This is a genomic window from Mesorhizobium sp. WSM4808, assembly GCF_055811675.1.
In genome coordinates this window covers 107,880-127,004 of sequence record NZ_JBVVQX010000004.1, presented here as the reverse complement: position 1 = coordinate 127,004, position 19,125 = coordinate 107,880, and the positions used below count along the sequence as shown (strand labels likewise).

18 protein-coding genes are annotated in these 19,125 nt (G+C 63.2%); 13 read left to right on the top strand and 5 right to left on the bottom strand.

What is annotated here, in order from left to right; translation table 11 throughout:
- Window positions 1-35: 35 nt before the first annotated feature.
- From AC0L2U_RS08320 to AC0L2U_RS08275, 10 genes are all read left to right on the top strand, one after another.
- Window positions 36-1,679, top strand: coding sequence for a dihydroxyacetone kinase subunit DhaK (locus AC0L2U_RS08320; protein WP_127808128.1), 1,644 nt, complete (start codon window positions 36-38; stop codon window positions 1,677-1,679).
- A gap of 72 nt (window positions 1,680-1,751) precedes the next feature.
- Window positions 1,752-2,354 (top strand): dihydroxyacetone kinase subunit DhaL, encoded by a 603-nt coding sequence (gene dhaL / locus AC0L2U_RS08315; RefSeq protein ID WP_127811273.1) that lies wholly within the window; start codon window positions 1,752-1,754, stop codon window positions 2,352-2,354.
- Window positions 2,351-2,740: a dihydroxyacetone kinase phosphoryl donor subunit DhaM gene (gene dhaM / locus AC0L2U_RS08310; RefSeq protein WP_013528085.1), complete on the top strand. Its 390-nt coding sequence runs from the start codon at window positions 2,351-2,353 to the stop codon at window positions 2,738-2,740. Before dhaL ends, dhaM begins: the two co-directional genes overlap by 4 nt.
- Window positions 2,741-2,761: 21 nt before the next feature.
- The gene (locus tag AC0L2U_RS08305) at window positions 2,762-3,064 is read left to right on the top strand and encodes an HPr family phosphocarrier protein (protein WP_127271907.1); all 303 of its coding nucleotides are present in this window, start codon (window positions 2,762-2,764) and stop codon (window positions 3,062-3,064) included.
- Window positions 3,048-4,634 (top strand): phosphoenolpyruvate--protein phosphotransferase, encoded by a 1,587-nt coding sequence (ptsP, locus tag AC0L2U_RS08300; RefSeq protein WP_127808130.1) that lies wholly within the window; start codon window positions 3,048-3,050, stop codon window positions 4,632-4,634. The genes AC0L2U_RS08305 and ptsP overlap by 17 nt, the downstream gene beginning before the upstream one ends.
- Window positions 4,635-4,645: 11 nt before the next feature.
- On the top strand, window positions 4,646-5,068 hold the full coding sequence (locus AC0L2U_RS08295) for a hypothetical protein (protein WP_473601729.1): 423 nt from the start codon (window positions 4,646-4,648) through the stop codon (window positions 5,066-5,068).
- Window positions 5,069-5,158: 90 nt separating this feature from the next.
- Window positions 5,159-6,145, top strand: a complete 987-nt coding sequence (gene dhaK, locus AC0L2U_RS08290; RefSeq protein WP_473601728.1) for a dihydroxyacetone kinase subunit DhaK — start codon at window positions 5,159-5,161, stop codon at window positions 6,143-6,145.
- 63 nt (window positions 6,146-6,208) lie between these two features.
- A complete protein-coding gene (locus AC0L2U_RS08285) occupies window positions 6,209-7,234 on the top strand; it encodes a nucleotidyltransferase family protein (RefSeq protein WP_127808132.1) in 1,026 nt (341 codons plus the stop codon).
- Window positions 7,235-7,356: 122 nt separating this feature from the next.
- Entirely contained in the window at window positions 7,357-8,214 is an 858-nt protein-coding gene (locus AC0L2U_RS08280) for a glycosyltransferase family 2 protein (protein WP_245481811.1), read from the top strand.
- The gene (locus tag AC0L2U_RS08275; protein ID WP_127808134.1) at window positions 8,211-9,170 is read left to right on the top strand and encodes a glycosyltransferase family 4 protein; all 960 of its coding nucleotides are present in this window, start codon (window positions 8,211-8,213) and stop codon (window positions 9,168-9,170) included. The genes AC0L2U_RS08280 and AC0L2U_RS08275 overlap by 4 nt, the downstream gene beginning before the upstream one ends.
- 217 nt (window positions 9,171-9,387) lie before the next feature.
- Here AC0L2U_RS08275 and AC0L2U_RS08270 read toward each other — a convergent pair whose 3' ends face one another.
- The 4 genes from AC0L2U_RS08270 to AC0L2U_RS08255 form a co-directional block, all read right to left on the bottom strand.
- The gene (locus AC0L2U_RS08270; protein ID WP_473601727.1) at window positions 9,388-10,374 is read right to left on the bottom strand and encodes a serine kinase; all 987 of its coding nucleotides are present in this window, start codon (window positions 10,372-10,374) and stop codon (window positions 9,388-9,390) included.
- Window positions 10,371-10,805: a lasso peptide biosynthesis B2 protein gene (locus tag AC0L2U_RS08265; protein WP_128363470.1), complete on the bottom strand. Its 435-nt coding sequence runs from the start codon at window positions 10,803-10,805 to the stop codon at window positions 10,371-10,373. Before AC0L2U_RS08265 ends, AC0L2U_RS08270 begins: the two co-directional genes overlap by 4 nt.
- Entirely contained in the window at window positions 10,805-11,089 is a 285-nt protein-coding gene (locus AC0L2U_RS08260) for a PqqD family protein (protein WP_013528093.1), read from the bottom strand. Before AC0L2U_RS08260 ends, AC0L2U_RS08265 begins: the two co-directional genes overlap by 1 nt.
- A 239-nt stretch (window positions 11,090-11,328) precedes the next feature.
- Entirely contained in the window at window positions 11,329-12,360 is a 1,032-nt protein-coding gene (locus AC0L2U_RS08255) for a DUF2259 domain-containing protein (RefSeq protein WP_473601726.1), read from the bottom strand.
- Between the two features lie 143 nt (window positions 12,361-12,503).
- On the opposite strand from AC0L2U_RS08255, the gene AC0L2U_RS08250 reads away from it, so the two are divergent.
- The 3 genes from AC0L2U_RS08250 (at window position 12,504) to AC0L2U_RS08240 (ending at window position 16,611) form a co-directional block, all read left to right on the top strand.
- The gene (locus AC0L2U_RS08250; protein WP_292336381.1) at window positions 12,504-14,411 is read left to right on the top strand and encodes a propionyl-CoA synthetase; all 1,908 of its coding nucleotides are present in this window, start codon (window positions 12,504-12,506) and stop codon (window positions 14,409-14,411) included.
- Between the two features lie 113 nt (window positions 14,412-14,524).
- Window positions 14,525-15,607, top strand: a complete 1,083-nt coding sequence (locus AC0L2U_RS08245; protein WP_027039748.1) for an acyltransferase family protein — start codon at window positions 14,525-14,527, stop codon at window positions 15,605-15,607.
- Between the two features lie 245 nt (window positions 15,608-15,852).
- On the top strand, window positions 15,853-16,611 hold the full coding sequence (locus tag AC0L2U_RS08240) for a metallophosphoesterase family protein (RefSeq protein ID WP_127395428.1): 759 nt from the start codon (window positions 15,853-15,855) through the stop codon (window positions 16,609-16,611).
- A 76-nt stretch (window positions 16,612-16,687) separates the two neighbouring features.
- Here the strand turns inward: AC0L2U_RS08240 and AC0L2U_RS08235 are convergent, their stop codons facing one another.
- Window positions 16,688-19,075 carry a polysaccharide biosynthesis tyrosine autokinase gene (locus AC0L2U_RS08235; RefSeq protein ID WP_473601725.1) on the bottom strand — a complete coding sequence of 796 codons (2,388 nt, stop codon included), beginning with the start codon at window positions 19,073-19,075 and terminating at the stop codon, window positions 16,688-16,690.
- Window positions 19,076-19,125: the final 50 nt, after the last annotated feature.

Here is a 19,125-nt window from a genome sequence, read left to right as displayed (position 1 = left end):
ACCGGTTTTGACTTTGCCAGTATGGGACGAATTCGATGAAGCACTTTTTCAATCGCAGGGAAACGATCGTCACCGAGGCGCTCGACGGCCTGTTGCGGACCATCGGATCAGGCGATCTCGCGCGCCTCGACGGCTATCCCGAGATCAAGGTCATCCTGCGCGCCGACTGGGACAAGACGAAAGTCAGTGTCGTCTCCGGCGGCGGGGCCGGGCACGAGCCGTCCCATGCCGGCTTCGTCGGCAAAGGCATGCTGACGGCGGCGGTCTCAGGCGAGATCTTTGCCTCGCCGAGCGTCGAAGCCGTGCTGGCCGCCATTCGCGCAGTCACCGGCCCGGCCGGCTGTCTGTTGATCGTCAAGAACTACACCGGCGACCGCCTCAATTTCGGCCTGGCCGCCGAGAAGGCGCGCGCCGAAGGATTTCATGTAGAGATGGTGATCGTCGCCGACGACGTCGCGCTGCCTGATATCACCCAGCCGCGCGGCGTTGCCGGCACCTTGTTCGTGCACAAGATCGCAGGCCATCTGTCGGCGGCCGGCCACGATCTGGCATTCGTCGCAACGGCCGCTCGCGCGGCGGCGAAGGATATCGTTTCGCTCGGCATGTCGCTGTCGTCCTGCTCGATCCCCGGCCAGCCGCACGAAGACAGGTTTGGCGAGAACGATGGTGAACTCGGCCTCGGCATTCATGGCGAGCCGGGCGTCGAAAGGATTGCGGTGCAGAGTGCCGACAGACTGGTGGCGATCATGGTGGAGCGCCTCGCGGCACGGCTTGATCCCGAGGCCACCTACGCCTTGCTGATCAACAATCTCGGCTCCGTGCCGCCGCTCGAAATGTCTGTCGTCGCCAATGCGGTGCTTGCATCGCCGCTCGCCAAGACCATCAAGCTGACGATCGGCCCGGGCCCGCTGATGACGGCGCTCAACATGAACGGCTTCTCGCTGTCGCTGATCCGGCTGGATGCGGCGCGCGAAACCGCCTTGCAGGCGCCGGTCGGTCCGCACGCCTGGATGCCGGCAAAGCCGGTTGTTTCACCTGCCGTCGTGCCGATGGCGAAAGCGGCCGGACAGAGCGCGGCACGCAAGCCCAGCCAGGATGCGCGCACGAAGCGTCTAGTCGTCACGGTCTGCGAACGGCTGATCGCGCTCGAAGCGACTTTGAACGGATTGGACGCCAAAACAGGCGACGGCGACACCGGCTCGACGGTGGCGACCGGCGCGCGCAGTGTTCTCGAGCGGCTTGATGCGCTGCCGCTTGCCGAGCCGGCGGCGACCCTTGGCGCGATAGGTGACATTTTGAGCGCCTCGATGGGCGGCTCCAGCGGCGTGCTGCTGTCGATCTTCTTCACCGCCGCGGCGCAAGCTCTGGAGAGCGGCGCAAACCTGGCCAAGGCGCTGCTTGCCGGCCTCGAGCGAATGACTTTCTATGGCGGCGCAAGGATGGGGGATCGCACGATGGTCGATGCCCTGGAGCCTGCCCTCAGAGCGCTCGATGCCAGGAGCGTGGAAGAAGCGGCTGTGGCGGCCCGACGTGGCGCCGAGGCCACCGCTGCCATGGACAGGGCAAAATCCGGGCGGTCCGCCTATGTCGGCAGCAAGCTGCAAGGCGTGGCCGACCCCGGCGCCTATGCAGTGGCCGAGGTTTTCGCGGCGGCGGCCGCGCTGCATGAAGCGGCCTGATTCATGCTCCAATTGTCGAATGAGCGTTCTTTCGATACTGCGGGCGGCATGGAAACCGGAAATGCGGGTGACATGGCGGCGTTGAACCTTGCCAGGCTGATCGCGGCCGCTGCGGATACCATTGCCGCTCACGCCCAGGAGTTGACGGCGCTCGACCAGGCGATCGGCGACGGCGACCACGGGCTGAACATGAAGCGCGGCTTCGAGGCCGTGCGCGCGGAAGCCGAAGCATTTTCGGCCAAACCGCTGCCCGATGCCTTGAAGGCGATCGGCACCAAGCTGGTGATGACGGTCGGCGGCGCCTCCGGCCCGCTATTCGGCACCCTTTTCCTGGCACTCGGCAAGGAGATTTCAGCGGCGCCTGATCGCGCCAATCTGACGGCGGCGTTCGGCAAGGCGATCGAAGCGGTGGCAGCACGGGGCAAGTCGCAGGTTGGACAAAAAACCATGCTCGACGTGCTGCAGCCGGTGCATGACGCGTTGCTGCAGGGAAAGACGGCGCCGGAAATCGCAGGTATCGCCGATGCGGCCGCCGAGGCGACCGTGCCGATGAAGGCCCGGCGCGGCCGTGCGTCGTTCCTTGGCGACCGGTCGATCGGCCACATGGATGCCGGTGCACGCTCGACCGCGCTTCTGGTGTGCACGATCGTCGAAACGCTGGAAGGTCAGCCATGAGCAATGTCGGCATCGTCATCGTTTCGCATTCGCCGCTGGTTGCCGAGGGCACGGCCGACATGGTGCGGCAGATGGTGGGCGACGAAGTGCCGCTTGCATGGTGCGGCGGAAACGGCCATGGCGGGCTCGGCACCAATGTCGAGGCGATCATGGGCGCCATCGACAAGGCCTGGTCGGAAGCCGGTGTCGCCATTCTGGTCGATCTCGGCGGTGCCGAGACCAACTCGGAAATGGCGGTGGAGATGATCGGCGAGCCACGCTCGCACAAGATCATCGTCTGCAACGCGCCGATCGTCGAAGGCGCGGTGATGGCGGCGACCGAGGCCTCCGGCGGCGCCTCGCTCCGGGAAGTGGTGGCGACGGCACATGAATTGTCGCCGTCGTGAGTGAACGGGAAGTTTGAAGACATGTCCGCATCCGCCGAAGCGACCGTTGTGATCACCCACGAGGTGGGCCTGCACGCGCGTCCTTCGGTGAAGTTCACCAAGCTGGCCAAGAGCTTTGCCGCCGAGGTGGAAATCGCGCTTGCCGCCAACGGCCCCTGGTTCGACGCCAAGAGCATCGTCAAGGTGATGGCGACCAAGGCGCCGAAGGGTACGCTGTTGCACATCAGGGCCAGCGGAGACGGCGCCAATGATGCCGTCGACGCGCTGGTCGAACTGGTGCGGCGCGATTTCGACGAAGGCGCGGACCATGCCCGAACCGCTTAGGATTAAAGGCATTTCGGCCTCGGCCGGTTATGCCGAAGGGCCGCTGTTCGACCTCGACCAGACTGTCGGCTCCTATGTCGGCAAAGAAACAGCCGACGATGAGAAGGCCGCGCTCGAAACCGCAATCGGCATTGCCACGGGCCGTCTCACTGCAATGATCGGGATGGCCGAGGGCGATGCCGCCGACATTCTCGAGTTTCAGATCGCCATGCTGCAAGACGATGCGCTGAGCAGCCCGGCCTTTACCGCGATCCGCTCCGGCCTGCCAGCGGACAAAGCATGGCGGCAAGCGCTTGATACTGAGACTGCCGGCTACGATGCTTCGGACCAGGATTATTTCCGCGCGCGCGCCGCCGACATCCGCGATATCAGGGACCAGGTGCTGCGGGCTCTGTCGGAGGTTGGCAACGTCGAGCCGCCCGCCGGCGCCATCCTCTATGGCGAGGATATCGCGCCGACGCGTTTTCTCGAAACCGACTGGAGCAGCGGCGGCGGCATCGCGCTGAGGGCGGGCAGCACCGCCAGCCATGTCGCCATGCTGGCGCGCTCGCGCGGCGTACCCATGATCGTCGGTCTCGGTGCTTCGCCGGCTCATCTCGCCGGCATCGCCCTGCTCGACGCCGAACATGGCGGCATCGTGGTGTCGCCCTCCAGGACCGAAATCGCCGCTTTTCGGCAATCCTGCGCGTCGTTCTCTGCGCGCCGCAACCGGGCCGGGACATTCCTGGCGCGGCCGGCGGTCACCAAGACCGGCAGGGCGGTGCGGGTGCAACTCAACATCGCCGACCCGTCCGAGGTCGACGGCATCGATATCGCCACCTGCGACGGGGTCGGGCTGATGCGCACCGAATTCCTGTTCGGCAAGACGCTGCCGGACGAGGGGACACAGTATCGCGCCTATCGCAAGGTGCTGGAATGGGCTGGTGACAAACCGGTGACGATCCGCACCGTCGATGCCGGCGGCGACAAGCCGGTGCCCGGCTTCACCATCGAGGAGAGCAATCCGTTCCTCGGCCTGCGCGGAATCAGGCTGTCGCTGGCAAGGCCGGAGGTGTTTCGTGTACAGATCCGGGCACTGCTGCGCGCCGCGGTGCACGGCAATCTGAAAGTGATGTTTCCGATGATCGCCATTGTGGAGGAATACCGACAGGCAGCGGCGATGTTCGCCGAGGAGCAGACCGCACTTGCCGCGCGCGGCATCGCGAGCAAGATGCCGCCGCTCGGCATCATGGTCGAGGTGCCGTCGGTGGCGATCCTGCCGGAAGCCTTTGCTGATGCCGCCTTCTTCTCGATCGGCTCCAACGACCTCACCCAATATGTCATGGCGGCTGCCCGCGACAACTCTGCCGTGGCTCATCTCAATTCGGTCCGTCATCCAGCCGTGCTGCGGCTGATCGCTGCCGTGACCGCGTTTGGCGAACAAGAAAAAATACCGGTCAGCCTGTGCGGCGATGCCGGCGGCGATCCGGCCTCGATCCCGTCACTGCTCGAGGCCGGCCTGCGCGATCTTTCCGTCGCTCCGGCGCAACTCGCCATGGCCAAGGCGGCCATCGCGGACGTTTCTGTCTAGGCGCGGCCGGCATGGCCGACATCAAACCCGAACCTGGCTCCGAGGACGCGATCCGCGCCTACAAGACGATCCTGTCGCACGTCATCGACCAGCGCCCGTCCGGCATGCGCCAGCGCCTCGCCGACGCGCTCGGCAAACACCGCAGCTTCGTCACCCAGATTTCCAGTCCTGCCTATTCAATTCCGATCCCGTCTAAACATTTGCCGGCTATATTTTCGGTCTGCCATTTCAGTCCGGTTGAGCGCGATCAGTTTCTCGCCGCCTACCATCAGGCGCATCCGGGGAAAATTTCGGTCGCGGCAGGCATGCGCAAGACGCGGCATGTCTCGCTTGTGGTGCCGGATTTCGGCGACGACAAGCAGAACGCCGCACTCGACAAAGCGGTGAACGACTTTATCCAGAAGATCACCAGCATCACCGGCAAGGGTAGCTGATCGAACTCTTTGTTTTACGCAATTCCGGAAAAAACCGCGACACATTTTTCCTGGAATTGTTTGGAAGGCCTATTTCGGGAGGAGACGATCGTGAAGAAGTTCATGAACTCGGTGGACACGGTGCTGACCGAGAGCCTCGACGGTTTCGTGGCCGCCCATGCCGACATCCTGGTGCTTGGCGACGAGCACAAATTCATCCGCCGCAAGACCTTGCGGCCGGGCAAGGTGGCGTTGATCTCCGGCGGAGGCTCCGGCCACGAGCCGCTGCATGGCGGCTGTGTCGGGCACGGCATGCTCGACGCCGCCTGCCCCGGCCAGGTGTTCACCTCGCCGACGCCGGACCAGATGCTGGCGGCGGCGCAAGCCGTCGACACGGGCGCCGGCTGCCTGTTCATCGTCAAGAACTATGAAGGCGACGTGATGAACTTCGAGATGGCGGCCGAAATGTCGGAAGGCATCCTGCAGATCGTGACCAATGACGATGTCGCCGTCGAGAATTCTTCCTATACGACGGGCCGGCGCGGCGTCGCCGGCACGTTGGTGGTGGAAAAGATCGTCGGCGCGGCCGCGGAACATGGCCTGGCGCTGGCGCCGTTGAAGGCGCTAGGCGACCGCGTCAACACGGCCACCCGCTCGATGGGCGTGGCGCTGACCAGTTGCACCGTGCCGGCCGCGGGCAAGCCGACTTTCGATATCGGCGATGGCGAGATGGAATTCGGCGTCGGCATCCATGGCGAGCCCGGCCGCCGGCGCGACACGCTGAAAAGCGCCGATGCGATCGCGCAGGAGATCTGTGCCGCAATCCTGGGCGATCTCGGCGACCGGGCGAAGGGTCCGGCGCTGCTGTTCGTCAACGGCTTCGGCGGCACGCCGCTGATGGAGCTCTATCTGATGTACAACAGCGCGCGCGCGATCTTCGAAAAACACGGCGTGACGGTGACCCGTTCGCTGGTAGGCTCCTACGTCACCTCGCTCGACATGGCCGGCTGCTCGATCACGCTGACCATGCTCGACCACGAGACGACCGCATTCTGGGACACGCCGGTGCACACAGCAGCGCTGCGCTGGGGCATGTAAAGCTGGCTTCCACCCTGCTTTTCTGCAACATCTTTCCCTTTAATCGCAACATTGTCCGGGTTGATGCTGCCACCGCTTACCCCTGCCGAAGAAAAGCTGCTGCTGCGCTACGCAGATCCGGAAGCGCCGACTGTCGACGTCGATAATTTGCCGGCAAAGACGCTGATGTCGCTGCTCGACAACGCCGAATTCCATGGCGTCCTGCCGATCATGCTGCGCAAGCTCAGCGGCGACGCGCAACTGCCATCGGATCAGGAGCTGGGAGACAAACTGGAGGACCTGCGCCAGAAGGCAACGATCGCCACCGGCCAGTCGATGCTGTTGAAGTATCATGGCGACCGCATCATGAAGGGACTGGCGGCGGACAATATTCCGGCGCGGATCGTCAAGGGGCCGGTCTTCGCGCGAAAGCTCTACCGCAACGTCGCCGACAGGCCGTTCACCGACATCGACATCCTGGTCGAACCCGCCAATCTGGCCAAGGCAAATCGGGTGATCGCGGCATGCGGCTTCGAGCTTGGCAGCAACGAGGCCGAGTCCTACGAATTGCAGGAATTCAAATGGCTCGAAAAGGAGAATTCCAGCCTGCTGGTCGAACTGCATGGCGACCTCGTGCATGACACCGGCATGCGGCGGCGCCTGTCGCTGGGTTTCCCTGAATTGCGCGCCATCGACGGCGACGCGACAGACACACCGGCGGCTCTTCTGACAATCGCCATCGTGCACGCCGCCGGCGGCCACAAATTCCACCGGCTGCAGCTTTGCGTCGACGTGCTGCAAGGCGTGCGGGCGCTGCAATCACCCGAAGCGGAAGCACGCCTCTTCGACGCTGCCCGTACCACCGGCATCGAGCTCGAGTTGGCAATCGTGCTCGATGTGACCGGCCAGTTGTTCGACGAAAGCCGAGCGCTCGACCTCGCCGGCCAGATCAAGCCCGATCTCTCCATACGGCTGGCCAGACGGTTGATCACCACGAATACGCTGCTCGGCGTCAATTCCAGGGATAAGCTTGGTTCGCGCCTACGCCGCGACGCCTTCCGCTGGATCCAACGGCTGGCCAGGGCCAGAGCAATTCCAGGAAAAGTGTGAGACGTTCTCTCCCGGAAAAGCGTCGCGCCATCACCTCAGGTCGGAAAGTGATGGCGCTCTTGGCTTGACCGCTCTGAGTCTTTAGCCTGCGTCGGGAAGCACACGACGAAGGATTGAGGAATTTGGCCGATCTCAATACCCACATTGCGAATGCTGCGCGTGATCGGAGTTCCCCGCGAGTCGTCGCGGTCCTTACAACACGGAACGAAGAACGGTTCGTTGCCGGATGTCTCGAGAACCTCTTTCGTCAAGGCGTACAGGTCTACATCTGCGACAATCAGTCGACGGACCGAACGCTTGAGATTGCCCAGCGCTACTGCGGAGCCGGATTGATAGGATTCGAAACCATCCCGCATAACGGCTGGTATTGCTGGGAGCACCTTCTTCGTCGCAAAGAGGAACTGTTTCGGTCGCTCGAAGCAGACTGGTTCATGCATGTTGACGCTGACGAGATCCACCTCCCGCCGACTTCGTACTCATCGTTGGTCTCCGCCATTGCGGCAGCCGACGCACTCGGCTTCAATGCAATCGAATCTTCCGAGTTTACGTTCATTCCTACCAGGGAAGCTCCCGATCACGACAATCCCGATTATCAACACACGCTGCGCACCTACTACCCGTTCCGGCCGACCTCCCCACACTGCGTCCGTGCCTACAAGAAACAGGACGGCCCCATGGAGATTGCGTGGTCAGGCGGCCATCTCGTACGGTTCGCGGGTCCGGTGAGGCTTTACTCCGAGCGTTTTCGCATGAAGCACTATCTGTTCCTTAGCGCAGAGCACGCCGCATGCAAGTATGCTGGCCGCCGGTTTCTGAGCGAAGAGGTCATTGGTCGTGGCTGGCACGGATGGCGACCCCGCTTGCGATCAGAGGATATTCTGCTGCCGGACGCCAGCCAGGTGCGCGCCAGCGCGACGGACGACGATCTGGACGAGGCCAATCCATGGTCGGCACACTGGCTTGAGCGGTACGCCTCGTGAATGAGGTACACCTCCCCCGCGTCCTGGCGATCGCGGATCGACCCGGCTGGGCGATTGATCGCAAGACCCAAAATCTCCGGCGCGTGCTGGAAAGAAGGTTCGAGATCGTCCAACGATTTCAACATGATGTGACTGAGTCGGACGTGAACACGGCGGACATCGTGCTCATCTTCTATTGGCTCCAGATCTCGAAGCTGCCCCTGCCGGAATCGGCCCTCGCCGGGCGGTCTGACAGGCTGCTCATCGGGATCTGCAGCCACAGAGAGCTGGAGGGCGAATTCCGCGAGCCCGGGCTCGCCGCCCTGCACCGGCTGGCGCGCGCTGTCTTTGTCAACAATCGGCAGCTCGAGCACGAATACGGTCCTCTACTGCGTGTTCCGGTCCACTACACGCCCAATGGAGTCGACACGACGTTCTTTTGTCCCGCACAAGAGCCACAACCCGGTTCTGGCGAGCTCCGTGTCGGATGGGCGGGAAGTCTCGGCAACCATGGTCCAGCACATCGCGGCTTCCACGACGTCATCGAGCCCGCGGTAGCGGCCGTGCCGGGCGCGCGCCTACTGACGGCGATTCGCGAGCAACGCTGGCGTAGCCATGACGAGATGCCCGACTTCTATCGGGATCTCGACGTTTATGTCTGCGCCAGCCTCAGCGAAGGCACTCCCAATCCTTGCTTGGAGGCGGCGGCGTGCGGTGTCCCTTTGGTGACCACCCGTGTGGGAAACATGCCCGAGCTGATTCGGGATGGCGACAACGGGCTGTTCTTCGATGGAACTGCGGAGGGGCTTGCGAACAAGCTAGCCTTGTTGCGGGACACGCCATCGCTCCGGTCGAGGATGGCCGCCCGCATGATCGAGACGATCCAAGAGTGGGATTGGGGCGTGCAGGCGGAGAACTACGCGCGCATGTTTGCCTCGTTGCTTACTGCGGGCGGAGCTGTCGGGCCCATGAGATGAGCGGCTTCGGGTGTGCCCTGCCAAACCTGACCTTTGTAGCGCCATTCGAGTTTTCCCGGACCCTTGCTCTTCCGTACCTCGCGCAGCAAGGATAACGAGGCGGCGCTGCGCTTAAATCGTTGTTTTTGCGCAAAACTGCGAAGTAGAAGCACTCCGAAACACGCTATCCCCACGCCCTTGGGAACAAGGAATAGCGGCCCCACGTTGCCTGGGGTATTCAGTCCCGCGTCGTCAGAGCGGCGCTGATCAGTGCCGCAGCGTCAGCCGGGCGCGCGCCCACCTCCAACCGGAAGGTCGGCACCGCATTGACCACCCCGGCGATGGTCGCCAGCCGGCGTTTCTGCATCGGCAGCAGCCCGGTCATACCGGTGCGGACGTTGTCCACCGCCAGTGCCACCATTGCGTCAGTGCCGGCCATGGCGACGAGCCGGCTCTGGCTTCCGGCGGAACGCGCCAGGTGCAGAAGGGCCGCCACCGGCCGGGCGGACGCGTTTTCCACCCGCACGATCCCGGCCAGCCGCTCGAGCGAGATGGGCTGTTCGCCATTGCGATCCCAGGTCTGGCCAAGGCAGGGCGCCACCTGCGGGATCATCTCCGCGGTCTTCCGATGAATCTTGACGGCGCGCGGCAGACCCCAGGCTACGACCTTGCCCGAAGTGGCATTCACGATCATGGCGTCGTCGGAGCAGAGGCCAAAGCCCTGAGTTGCCAGCGCGAGCGACGTTGTGGTCTTGCCGGTGCCGCTCGGAGCATGGATCAGCACCACCGCATCGCTGTCCGGCAACGTCAAGCCGGCAGTGTGCAGCATATGCTGGCCACCGGCGTCGAGCGCGGCGTCCAGGACCAGCATCGACGGCGTCCAGGCGGCTTTCGTTCCGGTGCGAATCCGGAGTTCGGCCCAGCCCGCCACGCCGTTGATGGCAACGGTCTGACGCTCGGGAAAGACCAGATGGATGATACCACTATCCTCGAACATCCGGCAGGGACCATCCTCCGGCACCTCGCCATCGAAGACGAGGGATCCGTTGGGTGCCTCGTCCAAGGTGTCTGTCTCGGCGATCTCGAGACGAAAGTCCGGCTCGACGGGTTCCGCGATACGCAGGCTGCCCAGCATGCGGTCGAAATCCTGCCACAGCTCCGGGCGCTCGGCCGATATGCCAAGGATCAGGCCGTTGAGACCATAGCAGGCTGAAGGTCTGGTCAAGCGGGACGCGCCTTTATGGCATCGGCATGATGACGATAGATTTCGACCATGCCGGGAAGCTTGTCGCTGACCACCGGCCTGCCATCGAGGCAGACCCAGCAATGCGCTGCCAGGCGCTGCGCTTGCATCGACTGCGGATCGACGCCGAAGCGCAGGTCCGGATCGAAGCCGGCCAGGCGCAGGAAACGATGACTTAGCAGACCCTCCCTCAGGCACCTGCGGTCACGCATCAGCCAGGGACGGCGGACGGCGCGGTTGACCTTGGCGACGATGTAGGCGGACGGCAGACCGCGATAGGGCGTCGACGAGGCGAGCGGCGCCCATTTGAGCACCTCCTCGAAGCTCCGGTTGGTGACCAAGACCGGCATCAGCCGCGCGCTTGCCCAGAGATGGCAGCGAAACAGAGCGCGCAGGAGCGGGCCGTCAGCCATCAAGCACCTGGCGCGGCGAGGATACCTTCAGAGATCAGATCCGTGGCGAGTGCCGCCATGTCCTGATCGAGCGTCCCCTTGTCGACCTCGAACTCCTCGCAAAGCAGGTCGACGATCTGGTCGAGGTTGCGCGCGCCGTCCACCTTGTCGAGAAAGGCTTCGGTCGTGCCGTTGCATGTATAAAGCTGGCCGCTGCGCGCCAAAAGCACGACTGCGCCATCGCCCACATGCTGCACCGAGGCATCCTCGGCCAGCCGCAGAACGGTTCCAGAGACTATTTCCACCACGCCCCTCCAAGCCACGCTCATCCCGGAAATCAGATAGCGCGGAGGTGGAGCGCTGTCTATCAGCCGATCATGGGAGCCCAGTGCACGGACCAACGGCTTTGCTGACGGATTCTCCGCGCCAGTCGCGTTAGAACCTGCTCGGTTGCGTCTTCCCGGCCGCATTCGTCCCAGAAATAGTCATCGATGAAATGTGACAAGCAGCGGGCCTGCCGGCAGCGGACGTTGCATTTCTTCCCCTAAGTAAGGTAAAACCTGTCCGGGTATTGGGGAGATAGCGTATGCGTTACAATTGGGAGCGGGCTCCGACGAGCTTCGAACGTCACAGAAAAGCGCTGGCCACAGCCATTTTGATCGCTGGCGGCATTGGCCTCATGCTTGTGGCCCTGCCGATCTAGAAACAACCTTTCAGACAGAGCGGCTGCCGGCGCCTGGGCGTGACCTCTCAGCGTGGCTGCCCGGTCACCGCGAGGAAGCGGCGATCGCGCCCCTCGAAGGCTGAAACGCTGCACCAGCACAACGATCACCGCCGGCTTGCCGGCCGGGGTGAGTTCGTAGGATTCCGACAGGCTGTAGGAGGTCGGGCAGTTTCTTGAGCCCGGCACGGTCTTGTCCTCGTGCAGGATCTTGATCGGCTTGCCGTCCTGGCCATGCAGCGTCAGCCGGAAGCCGAGCGCCTTGCCTGCCTTTTCACCTTGAAGTGCCTGGTCACGCTGCTGTGTCGTTGCGAAACTCGCCGAACAATCGCTCGTGCTGGCCGCCAGGATTTCGTCGAGCTGGATGGTCGAAATGCCTGTTTCGCCATGGAGCGGCGACAGCCATTTCTGCGACACCTGCTCGAGGCGAGAAATATCGTTGTAGGCAACCGTTTCGCCCGGAAAGGTGAACTTGTCGGAAGCCGCCTGCTCGGCTGGGAATGTGATGGCATATTGGGCGAGAATGGGCGCCGCCTGAGCGGCGGCCTGCGCCCTCGCCTGCTCCAGCGTCAGTGTCGCCTCCTCCGTCTGGTCGACGACAAGGATCGGCTTACCGCCAACGAACTGATCCGTGCGGGTATCGATGATATCGATCTGCGACCATCCAGAGTCCGAGGCGCCGGCGTCGAGCGTTCCATATTGCTCGAAGGCGAAATAAGCGCCATCCGGCGAAAAGCCGATGATGTGCCGTGCCGCGGCATCGCCAGCCTGAGCGATTCCAGCGGAGATCGCGAGCACGACACCCATGACCAATGGGAGCGCAAGGCGCCCGATGATCCGCACAGCAGCAAACATCCCCACTCCAATCTCGTATCGCAATTTCATAGCTGCTTGCCCCCAAGCGCCAGGTCGATATCGGCCGTACAATGGCGTGCATTTGCGGCCAAGGGTAGAGCGCGCTATCTGGAGGGAAGAAAATCATTCCTGGGGAGGTATGGATGGCTTCACGCTATCACGAGGTCTATGAAGGCTGGAAACGCGACCCGGAACGCTTCTGGGCGGACGCAGCCGGCGCCATCGACTGGTATTCGCCCTGGGACAAGGTGTTCGACGCCACGGCTGGCGTCTATGGCCGCTGGTTCACCGGCGCCACCTGCAACACCTGCTACAACGCCATCGACCGCCATGTCGCCGGCGGGCGCGCCGACCAGATCGCACTGATCCATGACAGCGCGATCACGGGAACGATCAGGAAGTTCACCTATGCCGAGTTGAAGCGCGAGGTGGTTGCACTCACCTCGGTGCTGAAGAACCGTGGTATTCGCAAGGGTGACCGCGTCATCATCTACATGCCGATGGTGGCCGAGGCGGCCATCGCCATGCTCGCCTGTGCCCGCATCGGCGCCGTGCATTCGGTGGTCTTCGGCGGCTTTGCCTCGCATGAGCTTGCCACCCGCATCGACGATGCCAGGCCGAAGCTGATCATTTCGGCATCCTGCGGCCTGGAGCCGGGCCGCGTCGTTGCCTACAAGCCGTTGCTCGACAAGGCGATCGAGATCTCCCGCCACAAGCCGGACGCCTGCCTGATCCTGCAGCGCGACCAGTTGCGCTGCGAGTTGAAGGAGCATTTCGACATCGACTACGCCGATGCCGTCGCTCGCGAACGGGCAGCGGGCGCCAATGTCGATTGCGTGCCGGTGCTGGCCACCGATCCGCTCTACATCATCTACACATCGGGCACGACCGGCCAGCCCAAGGGCATCGTGCGCGACAATGGCGGCCATATGGTCGCGCTGAAATGGACGATGGAAAACGAGTTCGGCGTCAAGCCGGGCGAGGTGTTCTGGGCGGCGTCCGATGTCGGCTGGGTGGTCGGCCATTCCTACATCGTCTACGGACCGCTGCTGCATGGCTGCACCAGCATCCTGTTCGAAGGCAAGCCTGTCGGCACGCCCGATGCCGGCACCTACTGGCGGGTGATAGCGGAGCATGGTGTCGTAGCCCTTTTCACCGCACCGACCGCGTTCCGCGCCATCAAGGGGCAGGACCCGAAGGGCGAGTTCATTGCTAAATACGACCTCTCGAGGTTCCGCACGCTGTTTCTTGCCGGCGAGCGCGCCGACCCGGAAACCATCAAATGGGCGGAGCAGAAGCTGAATGTGCCTGTGGTCGACCATTGGTGGCAGACCGAGACCGGCTCGCCGATGACGATCAATCCCGCCGGCCTTGGCCTGCTGCCGGTGAAATACGGCTCGCCCGGCGTGCCGATGCCCGGCTACGACATCCGCGTGCTCGACGATGGTGGCCATGAGGTGCAGCGGGGCACGCTGGGCAATGTGGTGATCAAACTGCCGCTGCCGGCCGGCTGCCTGCCGACGCTGTGGAATGCCGATCAACGGTTCCGCCAAGCCTATCTCGACGAGTTCCCCGGCTTCTACAAGACGGCGGATGCCGGCATGGTCGACGAGGACGGCTATCTCTACGTCATGGCTCGCACCGATGACATCATCAACGTCGCCGGCCACCGGCTGTCGACCGGCGCCATGGAAGAGGTGCTTTCGGCCCATCCCGATGTCGCCGAATGCGCGGTGATCGGCATTGCCGACGCCATGAAGGGCCAAGTTCCGCTGGGCTTCGTGGTGTTGAATGCGGGTGTGACGCGTGACGTCGGCCTGATCGAGAATGAAGTGGTCGGCCTTGTGCGCGAACGCATCGGCCCGGTTGCCGCCTTCAAGACGGTGGTGACGATCAAGCGCCTGCCCAAGACGCGTTCGGGCAAGATCCTGCGCGGCACCATGCAGAAGATCGCCGACAAGGAAGAATGGACCATGCCGGCGACGATCGACGATCCGGTCATCCTCGACGAGATCACCAAGGCCCTGAAGGAACGCGGAATCGGACTTTGAGCCACTGAAGGGTGGGCCGCGGACGACCTTTTCGATCGGCAAGCAATACTTTTATTGTGCGACGCAGCAATGCACCCTAAAGTCGTTCGCGGGGGGACATCGACAAAGGTCGCATGGCTCAGCAGAAGATTACATTTGGTGGCGTAGACATCCTGCGCTTTCTCGCCGCCGTCATGGTCATGGTCTACCACTATGGCTTCTGGGTGTGGGCGTATCCGGACGGTGTTTCGGCGCGCGCGACGGGCGGCGTTCCCCCGCAGCCGGCAATAGGCGCCTGGGTCGAATCCGGCTGGGTCGGCGTCCAGATCTTCTTCGTCATCAGCGGTTTCGTCATCGCCTTCAGCGCCGAAAGGTCGACACCCCTGCAGTTTTTCGAAGCAAGGGTGAAACGGCTGGCGCCGGCGGTCTGGATCTGCGCACCGGTCACGGCGGTGGTGCTGCTGCTTGTCGGGCTCAGTTGGCCGACCGATGCCGTCATCAGGCTCCTACGCACCGGCCTGTTCGTTCCGTACGCGCCTTGGGTGGACAGCGTCTACTGGACGCTGGGCATCGAGATCGCCTTCTATGCCATCGTCTGGATCCTGCTCAGCTTTGGCCGCTTCCATCTGATGGAGATTGTGGCCGTCGCCATCGGCTTGGTCAGCACGCTGTTCTGGTGCCTCTACTATCCGCTCGGCTGGGCCGATCTTGCCGAAACACGCACACTCGACCTGCTGCTGGTGCATCACGGCGTTTTCTTCGCCACCGGCGTCATGCTGTGGCTGATGCGCATCAAGGCGGTGACAGGCGCCCGACTTGCCTTCTGCGCCCTGTTCCTGGCCGGTGGTGTGCTGCAGATCGCCAGTTCAGTCGACGTTCATATCCTGAAGGTCGGGCGGGATATGCCGTTCGCGCCGCCGATCCTCATCTTCCTCATCGGCATCGCGCTGATGGCATGGTCGCTGCGGCTCGACCTCTCCTGGAGCGGCTGGCGCCGGATCGGGCTGATGACCTACCCGCTCTACCTGCTGCACGATGTCGTCGGCGCGGCCCTGCTCGGCATCCTGGTTCGCGCCGGTCTGCCACATCTGTTCTCGATGGCGGTCGTCGGCGCGACGATGATCGCGGCAAGCTGGCTGGTGGCGATCGAGGCCGAACCACGCATCCGGCTGCTGCTCGACCACACCGTTTTCCGTTATCGGCTCAAGGCAGCCTGACGACGATCCGGCAGACCGGGCCGGCCGCCGACCTAAAGCATGTCGCGCCTGAGCGATTCAGGCCCGCTTCAGGCCTTTGTTTCCACAGATCGTTGTCCCAAGACCGAGCTCATTTCTGAGCGACATGCATTGCGGTCCCGACCCGGCGGGGCTGCATTTTCCACGATTGCGGAATTCTCCGTTTCGGGCATGATAACAGGCACTTATGCCTTCCGTATGAGAGCTTGCCTCGAGACGCCCTGCACGTGAACCTGTTCCAGCGAAAACCCCGCATCGCGGCGCGTGCGCGCCTCGATATCGACATGCAGGACGCCGTCGTCTATGCGATCGGTGACGTGCATGGCTGCTACAAGGAACTCCGTGCCCTGGAGCAGAAGATCCTGCTCGATTCGCTTCGCTTCCAGAGCCGCAAGATCATCGTCATGCTTGGCGACTACATCGACCGGGGGCTTCAGTCGGCGCGGGTGCTGGATCACCTCCTGGCGCCGCCGCCGAAAGGGTTTCAGCGCATTTGTCTTGCCGGCAACCACGAAGTGGCGATGCTGAACTATCTCGACGGAAATCTGTCCCGCGAGCCCTGGCTGGCGACGGGCGGCCTGCAAACCCTGTTTTCCTATGGCATCGATCCGGCGCGCCTCGCCAGCCTCTACGGGAGCAGCGCGCAGATCGACCGACGCATAAGGGAGATCATTCCAGATGATCACGTCAGCTTCCTGCGCGGGCTGCCGATCATGGTCCGTTCGCGGAAGTTCGTGTTCGTCCACGCCGGCATCAGGCCCGGCGTCGACCTTGCGGCGCAAACCGACCACGACCTGGCCAACATCCGTTCGGACTTCTTCGAGGCAACGCACCTGCTCGACCGCTGGGTGGTGCACGGGCATACTCCGGTGGACGTCCCGAAGCTCGAAGGGCGCCGGCTCGGCATCGACACAGCCGCCTTCCAGAGCGGACGCCTGACCGCCGTCAGGATCGCCGACAAGCAAGGCAGGCTGATCTTCTCTTGACGCGCATCGATATTCAGGTGTGCTGACCTGAAGATCGATACACTTCAGAGAGGGTCCACTCGCGCAACGGTCGACGTCACACCGGCGCCTTGCCGCGCACTTCCGACTTTTCCAGATAGTAGCTCGAATATTTATCAAAGAATTTTTCCGAGCCGCCGAACGATCCGTATTTGGCCAGTTTCTTCAAATCGACCTTGTTCAGCACCGCGCCGACGATCTTGTTGGCGACATAGGGTTCGGATTCCAGCATCGACCTGACCATCGCGCGCGGGGTGCGCCCCCACTCGGTGACCAGGACAAAACCGTCGACCAACGGCGCGAAAGCCTTAGCGTCGACCACCGGTCCGAGCGGCGGCAGATCGACGACGATGTATTCGAACGTCTCCTTGGCGTTCTCGATGAAGCGTCGCATGCCGGCCGAGGAGAGAAGTTCGCTGGTATGCGAGAAGTGACCGCGCAGCACCGCCGGGATGATCGCCAGCTTCGTCTGCCTGTCGATCTTGCCGACGGACTGCCAGGTCTGGCCACTGACCACCGCTTCCATCAAGCCCTGCTCGGTTTCCATGCCAAGGCCCCGGCTGAGGCCGGGATTGCGCAAGTCGCCGTCGATCAGCAGCGTCTTGGAGCCATTGGCGGCGAGCAAGCCGGCGAGATTTGCCGCGACCGTCGACTTGCCTTCGCCGGGAAGCACCGAGATGACGCCGATGACGCGGCTGCCTTGCCCTTCCATCACGACGTCGAAGGCGATCTTGGCGCTGCGCAGCGTTTCGGAGAACATCGAGGCTGGAGAATCGATGCTGACCCGCATGCGCGCCCGCCTTTCGGCCGCCGACAGCGATTGGGTGGTCTTGGCGTCTACCTGGGTCTCGCCCGGCTTTTCGTCCTTGCCGAGCTTGCCGCCGATCGTCGGGAGATAGCCGAGGAATTTCAGGTTGACGCGGTCGCGCACGTCCTCGCCGGTCCTGAAGAAGCGTTCGTTGAACTCGTTCAGCCCACCAAAGCCGGCGCCCATCAGCAGGCCAAGCACCAGCGAAAGTCCGAGCACGACGATGGTGCGCGGGCTCGAGGCCGCCATCGGCATCGACGCGTCGGAGATGATGCGGATCTTGCCGACAGGGAAGGATTGCTGTTGCGCAGCTTCCTCATAGCGGCCGAGGAATGTCTGATAGAGCGTGGTGAGCGCCGTCGCCTGCTGATCGAGTTCACGCAGCTTGACTTGCGTCTGGTTGTCGACGGAACTCTTGCCCTGTGCGGCCGCGACGTTGGCCCGGAGCGCGGTCTCGCGTGCCTGCGCCACCTCATATTCGTTGCGATAGCTTTCGGTCAGCTGCTTCAGCTCGCCGAAAATCTGCGTCGATATGTCGGCCTTCTCCTTGGAGAGAGCCACCGCCTGCGGGTGCTCGGGGCCGAAATTCGCCTCGACGTCCTGCAGACGCTTGGCCACCGTGAGGTAGCGGGTCTTGAGCGCCGATATGACCGAGCTGCTCGGCTGGTCGCTCGATATGGCGGCATCCTTGAAGGCGTTTTCGGAGCCGCTGTCGACAATGGCTTTGTACTGCTGGTAGCGGGCGCTGGCGCGCGCGGTGTCGGCCTGCGCCACGATAAGCTGGGCGTTGAGGTCGGAAAGCTGCTTGTCGCTCATCAGCTGGCCATCGCTGTTGGCGGCCAGCCCGTGTTCGGCCCTGAATTTCTCAACCGCAAGCGAAGCTGCCTGCGAGCTCTGGCGCAGCTCCGTCAACCGGCCCTGGAGCCAGACCGCAGCCCGCTCGGTGGCATCGAAGCTGGCGTCGAGCTGATCGGCGAGATAGGCATCGGCGTAGGCCTTGGTGATCGCGTTTGCCAAAGCCGGGTCCGTCGCCTGATAGCCGAGCGCGATGACGTAGCTTCGCCCGATGCGTTCAGCACGGATCTCGTTCTGCAAGTTGAGGATCGCGTAGTCGCGGCGCGACGTGGCGATCAGCGCATCGCGGGCGGCCGGGTCGAGCTTGCTGAAGTCAGTGCCACCCGGCATGGAAGAGTTGGGGCGGACATACTGGATCAGGCCGCGGATGAGGCCTATGCCTTGGGCAAGCGCCGACTGGGGCGGATTCATGAATGTGTCGTTCTGGTCGAGCTTCAGCTTGTCGACGACCACGGCGGCAAGCCGCGTCGAGGTCAGGATCTCGATCTGGCTCAGGATCGCCGAATCGGTCTGCATGGTTGTCGACGTCGCCGAAATGTCGTCGACGATTTTGTTCAAGCCCTCATCGATCAGCACGCTGGCGACCGACTGATATTTAGGCGGCGTCGTCTGCAAATAGAGCAAGCCCAGGAAGAGACCGATGACGGCACACACGGCAACCACCTTGGCCTGCCGTGCGGCCATGCCAAGCAGCCGCTCGATATCGATGAAGTCTTCGCCGTCTCCTGCGTCCGAATTCGGCAATGGCATCCTCTTGTCGAGAGGAAAGTTGGCATAATTCATCTTCGGTCCAATTCTAGAGCCGGTCCATCGCAATGGACTCTATCTCACTG

Excerpts from the sequence above, each read along its gene's own strand:
- AC0L2U_RS08320 (WP_127808128.1), top strand. The coding sequence starts at position 36 with ATGAAGCACTTTTTCAATCGCAGGGAAACGATCGTCACCGAGGCGCTC.
- dhaL (WP_127811273.1), top strand. The coding sequence starts at position 1,752 with ATGGCGGCGTTGAACCTTGCCAGGCTGATCGCGGCCGCTGCGGATACC.
- dhaM (WP_013528085.1), top strand. The coding sequence starts at position 2,351 with ATGAGCAATGTCGGCATCGTCATCGTTTCGCATTCGCCGCTGGTTGCC.
- AC0L2U_RS08305 (WP_127271907.1), top strand. The coding sequence starts at position 2,762 with ATGTCCGCATCCGCCGAAGCGACCGTTGTGATCACCCACGAGGTGGGC.
- ptsP (WP_127808130.1), top strand. The coding sequence starts at position 3,048 with ATGCCCGAACCGCTTAGGATTAAAGGCATTTCGGCCTCGGCCGGTTAT.
- AC0L2U_RS08295 (WP_473601729.1), top strand. The coding sequence starts at position 4,646 with ATGGCCGACATCAAACCCGAACCTGGCTCCGAGGACGCGATCCGCGCC.
- AC0L2U_RS08285 (WP_127808132.1), top strand. The coding sequence starts at position 6,209 with ATGCTGCCACCGCTTACCCCTGCCGAAGAAAAGCTGCTGCTGCGCTAC.
- AC0L2U_RS08265 (WP_128363470.1), bottom strand. The coding sequence starts at position 10,805 with ATGGCTGACGGCCCGCTCCTGCGCGCTCTGTTTCGCTGCCATCTCTGG.
- AC0L2U_RS08255 (WP_473601726.1), bottom strand. The coding sequence starts at position 12,360 with ATGTTTGCTGCTGTGCGGATCATCGGGCGCCTTGCGCTCCCATTGGTC.
- AC0L2U_RS08250 (WP_292336381.1), top strand. The coding sequence starts at position 12,504 with ATGGCTTCACGCTATCACGAGGTCTATGAAGGCTGGAAACGCGACCCG.
- AC0L2U_RS08245 (WP_027039748.1), top strand. The coding sequence starts at position 14,525 with ATGGCTCAGCAGAAGATTACATTTGGTGGCGTAGACATCCTGCGCTTT.
- AC0L2U_RS08235 (WP_473601725.1), bottom strand. The coding sequence starts at position 19,075 with ATGAATTATGCCAACTTTCCTCTCGACAAGAGGATGCCATTGCCGAAT.